The organism is Microbacterium sp., assembly GCF_030149085.1.
In the GTDB taxonomy this organism is placed as follows: Bacteria; Actinomycetota; Actinomycetes; order Actinomycetales; family Microbacteriaceae; genus Microbacterium.
The window spans coordinates 23052-33728 of the sequence record NZ_JASBSF010000218.1 but is presented as its reverse complement, the minus strand read 5'-3'; the positions used below and the strand labels follow the sequence as shown (position 1 = coordinate 33728).

9 protein-coding genes are annotated in these 10677 nt (G+C 66.8%); 2 read left to right on the top strand and 7 right to left on the bottom strand.

The window, feature by feature from the left end:
• Positions 1 to 570, top strand: a 570-nt coding sequence (locus Q1V87_RS08915; RefSeq protein WP_300591811.1) for a YhgE/Pip family protein, incomplete at its 5' end; no start/stop codon positions are given.
• 95 nt (positions 571 to 665) lie between these two features.
• Positions 666 to 3257 carry a penicillin acylase family protein gene (locus tag Q1V87_RS08910; protein WP_300591809.1) on the top strand — a complete coding sequence of 864 codons (2592 nt, stop codon included), beginning with the start codon at positions 666 to 668 and terminating at the stop codon, positions 3255 to 3257.
• A 27-nt stretch (positions 3258 to 3284) separates the two neighbouring features.
• Here Q1V87_RS08910 and mnhG read toward each other — a convergent pair whose 3' ends face one another.
• The 7 genes from mnhG to Q1V87_RS08875 form a co-directional block, all read right to left on the bottom strand.
• Positions 3285 to 3671, bottom strand: a complete 387-nt coding sequence (gene mnhG, locus Q1V87_RS08905) for a monovalent cation/H(+) antiporter subunit G (RefSeq protein WP_300591807.1) — start codon at positions 3669 to 3671, stop codon at positions 3285 to 3287.
• Entirely contained in the window at positions 3668 to 3943 is a 276-nt protein-coding gene (locus Q1V87_RS08900; protein ID WP_300591805.1) for a monovalent cation/H+ antiporter complex subunit F, read from the bottom strand. Before Q1V87_RS08900 ends, mnhG begins: the two co-directional genes overlap by 4 nt.
• The gene (locus Q1V87_RS08895; RefSeq protein WP_300591803.1) at positions 3940 to 4515 is read right to left on the bottom strand and encodes a Na+/H+ antiporter subunit E; all 576 of its coding nucleotides are present in this window, start codon (positions 4513 to 4515) and stop codon (positions 3940 to 3942) included. Before Q1V87_RS08895 ends, Q1V87_RS08900 begins: the two co-directional genes overlap by 4 nt.
• Positions 4512 to 6086, bottom strand: a complete 1575-nt coding sequence (locus Q1V87_RS08890) for a Na+/H+ antiporter subunit D (protein WP_292712731.1) — start codon at positions 6084 to 6086, stop codon at positions 4512 to 4514. The genes Q1V87_RS08895 and Q1V87_RS08890 overlap by 4 nt, the downstream gene beginning before the upstream one ends.
• Positions 6083 to 6550 (bottom strand): Na(+)/H(+) antiporter subunit C, encoded by a 468-nt coding sequence (locus tag Q1V87_RS08885; protein ID WP_300591801.1) that lies wholly within the window; start codon positions 6548 to 6550, stop codon positions 6083 to 6085. Before Q1V87_RS08885 ends, Q1V87_RS08890 begins: the two co-directional genes overlap by 4 nt.
• A complete protein-coding gene (locus Q1V87_RS08880; protein ID WP_300591799.1) occupies positions 6547 to 9465 on the bottom strand; it encodes a Na+/H+ antiporter subunit A in 2919 nt (972 codons plus the stop codon). The genes Q1V87_RS08885 and Q1V87_RS08880 overlap by 4 nt, the downstream gene beginning before the upstream one ends.
• Before the next feature lie 83 nt (positions 9466 to 9548).
• Positions 9549 to 10655 carry a substrate-binding domain-containing protein gene (locus Q1V87_RS08875; protein ID WP_300591797.1) on the bottom strand — a complete coding sequence of 369 codons (1107 nt, stop codon included), beginning with the start codon at positions 10653 to 10655 and terminating at the stop codon, positions 9549 to 9551.
• Between the last annotated feature and the right edge of the window lie 22 nt (positions 10656 to 10677).

Genomic DNA, 10677 nt, shown 5'->3' with positions numbered 1-10677 from the left:
GCCGGATGGATCGGCATCTACGCGCTCTTCCTGATCGTGAAGCCGATCTCGCGCCGCGCCGTGACAGCCCTGCACTCGCCGGTCAGGGTCACCCTCGCCGGATGGCTCACCCCGGGGCTGCTCGGCGGACTGCAGATGCTCGCGCTGTTCGGCATCCTCGCGGCAGCCCTCGGCTTCACGTTCTCGCACCCGCTGGCATCGCTCGGCGTGATGGTGTTCGCTTCACTCACCTACGCCGCGATCATCCTGGCACTGAACGTGTGGCTCGGTTCGGTCGGGCAGTTCCTGGGGCTCGTGCTGATGGTGCTGCAGCTGGTGACGGCCGGCGGAACCTTCCCGTGGCAAACGCTGCCCGAACCGCTGACGTGGCTGCACCACATCCTGCCCATGGGGTACGTCGTCGACGGGATGCGCCAACTCATGTACGGCGGCGACATTGCCCGCGTCGGCGCGGACCTCGGCATCCTGAGCCTGTGGTTGCTCGGAGCGTTGACGTTCGCGGCGATCGGGGTCGCTCGGATGACGCACGGGAGGACTCTGCGGGACCTCCAGCCGAGCCTCATCGGCTGACCCGAACGCGGCAGCGCGGGCTAGGATGACCACCTGACACGGGATCCCAGATCGACTGCGACCCCGTGTCCGCCCGGCTCCCCCGAGAGGCTTCAATGTCGAAGACCGTAGCCGCCGTTGTCGGCGATGCCCCCGAGGCGCCGACCCGCCCGCGCCTCGGCCGCCGCATCGGCCTCATCGCCTACAGCGTGTTCGTGGGGCTCGTCGTGCTCGCGCTTGTTGCCGCGGGAGTCGGCGTGTGGTTCGTGAATCGATCGTTCCCCCAGGCCGAGGGAACGATCGCTCTGGACGGACTGTCGGGCACCGTCACCGTGCAACGCTCCGAACTCGGCATCCCGACGATCACGGCGGGCTCCACCGACGACCTCTTCTTCGCGCAAGGGTACGTGCACGCCCAGGATCGCTTCTGGGAGATGGACTTCCGCCGCCACGTGACCAGTGGCCGCCTCTCAGAGCTGTTCGGTGAGTCCCAGGTCGGCACCGATGCGTTCCTGCGGACCCTCGGCTGGCGCACGATCGCCGAGCAGGAAGTGGCGGCGCTCGATGAGACGACCGTCTCGTACTACCAGGCCTACGCCGACGGAGTGAACGCGTATCTCGCGAACCGCGACGCGGCAGATGTTTCGCTGGAGTATGCAGTTCTGGGCCTGCAGAGTGCCGACTACGAGATCGAACCCTGGACTCCCGCCGACTCGGTGGCGTGGCTCAAGGCCATGGCCTGGGACCTCCGGTCGAACATCGAGACCGAAACCGAGCGGGCGCTGCTGGCCACCGACTACACCGACGAGGAGCTCCTCGAGCTCTACCCGCCGTACCCGTTCGACGAGAACCCGGTTATCGTCCCGCAGATCACGGACGTTCCGGCGGCTACCGAGCCAGCGCAAGCAGCTGCGGCCGGCATCCGCTGGAGCGAGGTGTCAGACGTCGTGAGCGCCGTCTCGACGCTGATCGGTGATGCGGGCGAGGGTATCGGTTCGAACTCCTGGGTCGTGGCGGGCCACTACACCGACACCGGGATGCCGCTGCTGGCCAACGACCCCCACCTCGGAGCCTCCCTACCGAGCGTCTGGTACCAGACCGGTCTGCGCTGCTCCGCCCCAAGCGACACGTGTCCGTTCGATGTCAGCGGCTTCAGCTTCTCGGGCGTGCCCGGCATCATCATCGGGCACAACGCGTCGATCGCCTGGGGTTTCACCAACCTCACGACAGATGTCGTCGACCTCTACATCGAGAAGCTCGACGGCGACCAGTACTGGCGAGACGGCGGGCTCGTCGACCTCGACACCCGCACCGAGACGCTGAAGGTGGCCGGGGGCGAGGATGTCGAGCTGACGATCCGCTCGACGGTGCACGGCCCGATCATTTCGGGTCTGACCCCGGACTTCGACGCGATCGCCGCCGACCCCGTGGTCGGCACAGCAGGCGCCGCAGCCACCCCGGCGGCTGAGCCCGACGGGGAGACCGCCGTCAGCATCCAGTGGACCGCACTGCAGCCGGGAACGACGGCTACTGCGATCTTCGAGCTGAACGCTGCCACGGATATTACCGGCTTCCGCGCAGCCGCCGAGAAGTTCGTCGTGCCGGCCCAGAACCTCATCTACGCGGATATCACCGGCAACATCGGCTACCAGACGCCGGGGCAGCTTCCGATTCGCGGCGCCGGCGACGGGTCGATGCCCCAGCCCGGGTGGGACTCGGCCTACGACTGGCAGGGTTACATCCCGTTCGCTGACCTGCCGGCGGCCTACAACCCGGACGCAGGCTACATCGTGACCGCAAACAACGCGATCGTCGACCAGAACTACCCCTACTTCCTCACGCGGGACTGGGACGACGGATGGCGCGCAGCCCGCATCGATGAACTGCTGCAGCGAGCCATCGCCGAGGGGCCCGTCACCGCCGAGGTGATGCGCGGCATCCAGGCCGACAACCAGTCCGAGATCGGCAAGACGCTCATCACCGCCTTCGAGAACCTTCGCACTGGTGACGAGGCAACGGATGCCGCACTCGACCTGCTGCGGCAGTGGGACGCCCAGAACGACGCCGACTCGTCGGCCGCCGCCTTCGCGAACGTCGTGTGGGACGAGCTCGCGCAGAACCTGTTCACCCGGGGACGCTCCGCGCCCGTGCCCCTGACGAGCCAGTCGCGGCAGTTCCTGGTGGTGCAGAACCTGCTCGCTGAGCCCGGCTCTGCCTGGTGGACGAACACGGAGATCGGCGTGTCGGGCCAGCGAGAGATGCTGGAAACCAGCGCACGAAGCGCCACCGAGATCCTCACCAGGGCGCAGGGATCGAATCCCCTGCAGTGGCGGTGGGGCACCCTGCACGCGATCACCCTCACCCACGAGACGTTCGGCACCTCGGGGATCGCACCGATCGAGGCGCTGTTCAACCGAGGCCCCTTCCCCGTCGGCGGCGGCTCCTCGGTGGTCAATGCGACGGGATGGCCGCTCGGTGAGGGCTTCGCGACGACGACGGTGCCGTCGATGCGAATGGTCGTCGATCTGAGTGATTTCGACGCGTCAGGCTGGAATCACCTGACCGGCGCCAGCGGTCACGCGTTCCACGAGAACTACACCGACCAGACAGAAACGTGGCAGGCGGCGGGACTCTCGCCCTGGGCTTTCTCTCCGGATGCCGTGACCGCTGCCACCGAGCACACCCTCACTCTCGAACCGGCGAACTGACCCTCAGCCGAACCGGTGAACTCGGCCTCACCCGGGATCAGCGCCCGTCTCGGGGCGGGAGGTCTCGATCTCGGCGTCGGCGAGTTCGTCGACGACGAGGTCATCGACGTCCATCGTGCGGTTGCGGTAAGCCTGGCGCCCCACCATATGAGCGGCAAGCGGCGATGCCGCGAGCTGGATCAGGATGATCGGCACGATGAACGCGACCACTGCCCAACTGCGCTGCGCAAAGGCGATCGCCAGACAGATCAGAATGACACCCAGGACCTGGGGCTTGGTCGCGGCATGAAGACGGCTCGGGACGTCGCGGAACCTCGCGAGTCCGATCGCTGCCGTCAGGCACAGCAGTGCGCCGATCAGGATCAGCACGAGGGCCGTCCCGTCCAGAAGGGCCGCGATCCCAGCATCCGTCATTTCGTCACGTCCTTTCGGGCGACGAACCGAGCGATCGCGATCGATCCGAAGATGCCGACCGCCGCGATGATGAGCAACACGGGCAGCGTGCGGGTGTGGTGTCCGATCACCATGTCGGCACCGAGGACGCAGACAACCTCGGTCAACAACACATCGGACGCGACAGCGCGATCGAGGATCGAGGGCCCCACGACGATGCGCCACAGCGTGACGAGCGCCGCTGCCGTGAACGCGATGTAGATGGCGATGATCAGGATCGTCGAGATCGTCATGACACCTCCGCTTTCTGCGCCTGCCGAAGCCGGTGCAGCTGCTCGCGCGACCCGAACGCCCGGGTCAGGCGCGCCTCCCACAGGAGCGTCTCGCGCCGATTGGCTTCGATCTCCTTCTGCCCGCGCACGCCGATGATGTGCAGGTACAGGATGCGGCGATCGCGGTCGGCATCCAGCACGAGCGAGCCGGGAATCAGCGAGCAGGTGATCGCGGTGTGAGCCATCAGCAGGTCATCGTCGGTACGCAGCTGCACGCCGATCACTGCAGTGCCGGGCTGTCGACGCAGGTCGAGCACCTGCCACGCGACACTCAGCGAGCCGCGCACCAGCCCCCCGAGGAAGGTGACGACAAATACCAGCGTGTACCAGAGGTTCAGCCGCCGCGACAGCTCGACCACCGGCAGGTGGAAGACGGTAGTGACCGCGATGGCGGCGACAAGCCCGGTGAGGAAGGCGAGCACTGTGAACTGTCCCCACAGCAGCATCCACAGCACCGTCAGCCACAACAGGACGGGAAGCTGTCGCCAGATGGCCGTGAAGAAGCCGACGGGCTCGGGGGAGCGATCTGTCACGGCTGCACCTCCCCGCTCATGTCGACCGATTCATCGAGCTGGACGACGGTGATCGGCTCCAGCAGCGCGCCGCCCACACGAGCGCAGATCTCATACAGCGGCCCCGCAAAGACGGTCAGTGCGACGCTGACCGCGACCATCCCCGCGGTGGCTGCCGTCATGATGCGCGGAATCACGCGGCGTTCGGTGATCGTCGTCGCTGCGGGAGCAGCCTGCAGGTAAGCCGTGCGCTGTGAGGTCTCGCTGGAATCGTCATCCTCTCGCCAGAACGAGAGGTTCCACGCTCGCATGAGCGCATACAGGGTGAGCAGGCTCGTAGCGATACCGGCGACGATCAGGGTCATCATCAACGGTGTGCCGACGGCAGCGCCCGCATCGAACAACGCGTACTTGCCGATGAAGCCCGAGAAGGGCGGCAGACCCCCGAGGTTCACCGCCGGGATGAAGTACAGCAGCGCGATGACGGGGGCTGCTCGCATGAGCCCCTTGACCTTGAGGATCGAGGTGCTGCCGGCCCGGCGCTCGACCAGGCCCACCGCGAGGAAGAGCGTGGTCTGCACCACGATGTGGTGGACCATGTAGTAGATGGTCGCCCCGATCGCCGCGGGTGTCGCGATCGCGATCCCGAAGATCATGTACCCGACGTGGCTGACCAGGGTGAACGACAGGATCCGCTTGAGTTCAGCCTGCGCGACGGCGCCCAGGATGCCGATCACCATCGTCGCGAGCGCGGCAATGAGCAGGATCGTATTGAGGTCGTTCTCGAGGAAGATCTGGGTCTCGGTGCGGATGATCGCATAGACGCCGACCTTCGTCAGCAGGCCCGCGAACACTGCAGTCACCGGCGCAGGAGCCGTCGGATAGGAGTCGGGGAGCCAGAACGACACCGGGAAGACCGCTGCCTTGATCGCGAAGGCAAGAAGCAGCATGACGTGCAGCACGTACTGCGTCTCCTGCGGCAGCTGCGTCATCCGGTCCGCGAGCTGGACCATGTTGACCGTGCCTGTCGCGCCGTAGATCATCGCGATCGCCGAGAGGAACAGGATCGACGAGACCAGGGAGACGACGATGTACGTAATGCCCGCACGGATGCGTTGCTCACTGTTTCCGAGGGTGATGAGCACGTACGAGGCGACGAGCAGGATCTCGAAGCCGACGTAGAGGTTGAACAGGTCACCCGCGGTGAAGGCGACGAAGATGCCCGCCGCGAGGATGAGGTACGTCGGGTGGAAGATCGAGACCGGGGTGTCGTCGTCGCCGTCCGCGGCTCCCTGCCCGATCGAGAACAGGAGCACGGCAAGTAGCACGACGCTGGAGACCATGACGAGCAGCGCGGCAAGGCGATCGACATAGAGCACGATCCCGAACGGGACGGGCCAGCCTCCCACCGACACCGCGAAGGGGAGGTTCGACGCGTCGACGGCGACCAGCAGCACTGTCGCGATCGCGAGGGTCAGGACGAGAGTGACGACCGAAACGCCCACCTGAACTCGGCGGTGACGGCCGGCGATGAGCGCGATAGCTGCACCCAGCAGGGGCAGGGTGACCAGAAGCGGAACGAGGGCGGTCATGAACCTGATCCCTTCGTCCGGTCGTCTGCGGCTTCGGATGCGAGGAAGTCGCTTGTCGCGTCGTCGTCTTCGGGTTCGATCTCCTGATCCATCTCGTCGTCGGCTCGCATGCCGCGCTCGCGCAGCGCGACATCCGCTTCGTCTTCGTCGAACGTGTCGGCCTGACCCAGCTGCCAAGAGCGGTAGATCAGTGCGAGCAGGAATGCCGAGATCGCGAAGGTGATCACGATCGCGGTCAACGTCAGCGCCTGGGGGAGGGGATCTGACATCTCCTGGGGTTCACCGTCGCCGTAGAACGGCGCGATACCGGGCCGCCCCATGACGATCAACAGCAAGAGGTTGGCGGCATTGCCGAGCAGGAGGAAGCCGATGAGCACCCGCGTGAGGCTGCGCTCGAGCATCGCGTACACCCCGGCGGCGAAGAGCACCGCCATGATGACGATCAGAACGATCGAGACGTTCACGATCGGCTCACCCCCTCACGCGCAGCTACCGAATCCACGGCGGCATTCGCCTGACGGTCGACCTCGGCGCCGAGACTGCGCAGGACATCCAGCACCAGTCCGATCACGACCAGGTAGACACCGACGTCGAAGATCGTCGAGGTGACGAACTCGATGTGCCCGAGCACGGGGATCTCGGCCTCGAAGATCGCTCGCGTCAGCGGCTCGACACCGAAAGCGAGCGGGATGATGGCGCAGGCTACGGCGATGCCCATGCCGATCCCGAGGAAGCGCCCGGCATCTGTCGGCGCAGCTGCGCCGAGTTCGTAGCGACCACCCGCGATGTAGCGCATCACCAGGGCCATACCGGCAACGAGACCCGCTGCGAACCCACCACCGGGAAGGTTGTGCCCGGCGAACAGCAGATAAAGCGACACGATGATGATCGAGTGGAAGAGGATCCGCACCACGATCTCGAGCAGGATCGACCGGTTCTCCGGACGCACGCGCTGCCCCGCGACGAGCCAGGCGTTGCGGCCGGTCGGGCCGTCGGCGTCAGTCTCAGCCAGCGGCGTGCGACGACGCACCGCGCGCTGAGCACGCTGGATGATCGGCGCCGTGATCTGTGGCAGCGTCTCGGAGCGGTTCGTGACGAAGACCAGCGATGCGACACCGGTGGCGGCGAGCACGACGACCGAGAGTTCACCCATTGTGTCCCAGCCACGCAGGTCGACCAGTGCGACGTTGACGACGTTCTTGCCGTGCCCGATCTCGTAGGCAAGGTTCGGAAACGCGAGCGAGATGGGCAGATCGACGCGGGCGCCGGTGGCGACGATGGCAACGCCGGCCATCGTCAAGCCCACGAGCACGGCCAGCACCGCCCGCCCCACGGCGAACGCGGAGCCGTTGTGGGCACCCAAGCGGGCCGGGATGCGGCGCAGCACGAGCGCGAATGCAACCAGTGTCACGGTCTCGACGAGGATCTGGGTGAGGGCGAGATCGGGTGCGCCGCTGGTGGCGAAGAGCACGACCATACCGAGGCCCGTGACCGACACCAGGACGACACCCGTGTAGCGCTTGCGAGCGCGGACCGCGATGACTCCTGCCGCGATCATCACCGGAGCAACGGCGAGTTGCACGGGCGTGTGAAAGGCGTCGAGGTCTGTCTGCCAGTCGGATGAGGCCAACAGGGCGGTTCCTTCGCCGGCCACGAGAACAAGGAAGATCGTGGCGACGTAGACCGGCAGCGATCCACGCTGAACGAGCGTGGTCGTCAGCACCGAGAGTCGCTCGATCGTCCGCAAGGAGCCGTTGTAGGCATCCACTGCCGTGAAGGGAAGAACGCGCCGGCGTCCGACTCCCCGCGCCGTGAAGACAAAGAGCAGGGCACCGAGCGCGATCGTGCCGAGCGAGATCCACAGAGCAGGCTCAAGCCCGTGCCACAGTGCGAGATAAGCGGGGTGCTCGGGCACGGGAACGCCGGCGGTTGCCGGCGGCGCGAGCTGCGCGTACGGCGCGAATGCGACGTCAAGAAGGGGAGCGGCGAATCCTCCCGCAAGGCTGAGCGCGGCCAGAATGACCGGCGCCGACAAGAAGCCCGCCGACGGCGCCGGCCACGGCGCCCTGGCGAGGTCGCGCTTGGTCCAGAAGGCGCCCCACACGAACCGGATGCCGTACGCGGCGGTCAGAACAGAGCCGACGACGACAGCCAGCAGCGCGACAACCCCCCAGGCCGAGCCTCCGACCGCCTCATCCAGGAGGGCTGCGAGCGCGCCCTCCTTCGCCACGAACCCGACGGTGGGGATGATGCCGACCATTGATGCGATCGACACGATCGCGGCGGTGGCCAGGACCGGTGCCTGGCGTCCGAGTCCGCTGATCTCACGAAGATCGCGGGTCGAGAGCTGGTGGTCGATGATCCCGACGATCAGGAACAGCGCGGACTTGAACAGGGCATGACTGAGCAGCAGAGCGAGTCCCGCCAGAGCGGCATCCTGGGTGCCATAGCCGAGGACGACCATGAGGAAACCCAGCTGGCTGACAGTTCCGTAGGCGAGAAGGCGTTTGAGATCTGTCTCACGCAGGGCCTGCCATCCGCCGAGCAGCATCGTGAAACCACCGAGGCCGATCACGATCGGATGCCACGCGGGATTCTCGGCGAAGACCGGCGCCAATACCGCAACGAGATAGATGCCGGCTTTGACCATGGCTGCCGCGTGCAGATAGGCCGAGACCGGTGTCGGGGCCGCCATCGCGCCGGGGAGCCAGAAGTGGAAGGGGAAGATCGCCGACTTGCTGAGCGCGCCGACCAGCAGCAACACGAGCGCCGCGGTCATGACGGGACTGACCGGTGGGTCGGCGAGGATCTCGGACAGGCTTGAGGTTCCTGCCTGCACCACGACGAGCACGACACCGATGAGCATCACCAGGCCACCGAGAGTCGTCACCAGAAGCGCCTGCAGGGCAGCGCGCCTGCTGGCCGCACGTCTGTTGTAGTGGCCGATCAACAGGTACGACAGAACGCTCGTGACCTCCCAGAACATCACGAGCACGACGACGTCGTCGGTGAGCACGAGCCCGTACATCGCCCCCGCGAACGCGAGCAGCACGGCGGCGAACTGGCCGAGCTCTTCCTTCCCGTCGAAGTACCAGCGGCAGTACAGCAGAACGAGAGCACCGACTCCGGTGACGATCAGCGCGAGGACCCACGACAGGGTGTCCATCCGCATCGACAGCTCGATATCGAGAGGTTCGATCCAGGTGAACGACTCGAAGGGGATGTCGCCGGCAAGCACTCGGGGTGAGAGCGCCGCGGTGTACACGAAAGCCCCGAACGAGACCGCGGCGGCGGCGAAGAATGCCCGTGGACCCCACGCCCGCACGAGCAGCGGCAGTGCGAGTGACCCGATCGTGAACGCCACGAGAACGAGGAGCATGCCGGCCTCCTCGTGGTCGTCGTCCCGTCGATGCTGCGGGATCGGGCGATCAGGGTGTGGCTTTCATCCTATCCGGGCAGTGTTCAGGCGCGGCCGGTGGATGCGGGATTACCCCGGGGAACCGGCCCTGCCGTGGTGCCGATTCGGAAGGAACACGTGAACGTGACGGACGCGGCATCCTCCCCCGCCAGCATCGCCACGACCGCGGCGCCGGCCGCGCGACCCTTCTCGACGGCCGGCTGCACCAGGGTCGTCAGCTCATAGGCATCCAGTCCGTCGACCTCGACTCCATCGAAGCCGGTGACGCTGAGATCGTCGGGAACGCGCAGGCCGCACTCTTCGGCCGCGCGGATGACGCCGGCGGCCAGCAGGTCGGTCTGGGCGATGACCGCCGTCGGGCGGTCGGGTCCGGCGAGAATCTCGCGGCCGGCGGTCAGGCCCTCATCGATCGAACTGGTCACCGCTGCGTACGTCGGGGCATCGGGGTAGACAGCCCGGGCACCGACCAGGCGCGCCGCGGTCACATCGACCTTGACGGCGTCGGCGGGGCCGAACCAGCCGCGGGCGCGCGAGGGGCGGATCGGGAGGGTGAGGATCGTCACCCTCTCGTGGCCGAGGTCCCGCAGGTAGCTCGCTGCTCGCTGCTGCGCCGCACTGTTGTCGAGCTCGATCCGCGGGATGTCGGGCCCCGCATCGCCCTCGATGATGACGACCGGCACGCGACGAGCACGCAACACCTCGAGCGAGGGCTGGCGGGTTTGGCCGAATCCGACGAGGACCGCAGCATCGATCGGCGCGGAGGTCATCGCCGATGGCACCTCGATCGCACCGCTGTCGGTTTCGGTTGCCGGCGCCGCAGAGGACGTCTCATCCGGCAGAAGCAGCAGTCCGGCGCGAAGCGGTGCTACCCCCTCGGCGATCCCATCCATCATCGCGATCGTCACCGGGTCGTGAAAGGCGGAACGCAGCGAGCCTCCGAAAACGACGCCGACGATGCCGGACCGACCCCGACGCAGCGACGCGGCGCGGGGATCCGGACCGGTGTACCCAAGCGCCTCGGCAGCCGCCAGGACCCGCCGTCGCGTCTCGGCCGAGGCAGGCGCGTTTCCGCTGAAGACGACGGACGCCGTGGATGCCGACACTCCGGCTTCGCGCGCGACGTCTGTGATCGTTGCCCTGCGCTCGCTCATGGTGCCTTGATGGTACTGGCTC

Excerpts from the sequence above, each read along its gene's own strand:
- Q1V87_RS08910 (WP_300591809.1), top strand. The coding sequence starts at position 666 with ATGTCGAAGACCGTAGCCGCCGTTGTCGGCGATGCCCCCGAGGCGCCG.
- mnhG (WP_300591807.1), bottom strand. The coding sequence starts at position 3,671 with ATGACGGATGCTGGGATCGCGGCCCTTCTGGACGGGACGGCCCTCGTG.
- Q1V87_RS08900 (WP_300591805.1), bottom strand. The coding sequence starts at position 3,943 with ATGACGATCTCGACGATCCTGATCATCGCCATCTACATCGCGTTCACG.
- Q1V87_RS08890 (WP_292712731.1), bottom strand. The coding sequence starts at position 6,086 with ATGACCGCCCTCGTTCCGCTTCTGGTCACCCTGCCCCTGCTGGGTGCA.
- Q1V87_RS08880 (WP_300591799.1), bottom strand. The coding sequence starts at position 9,465 with ATGCTCCTCGTTCTCGTGGCGTTCACGATCGGGTCACTCGCACTGCCG.
- Q1V87_RS08875 (WP_300591797.1), bottom strand. The coding sequence starts at position 10,655 with ATGAGCGAGCGCAGGGCAACGATCACAGACGTCGCGCGCGAAGCCGGA.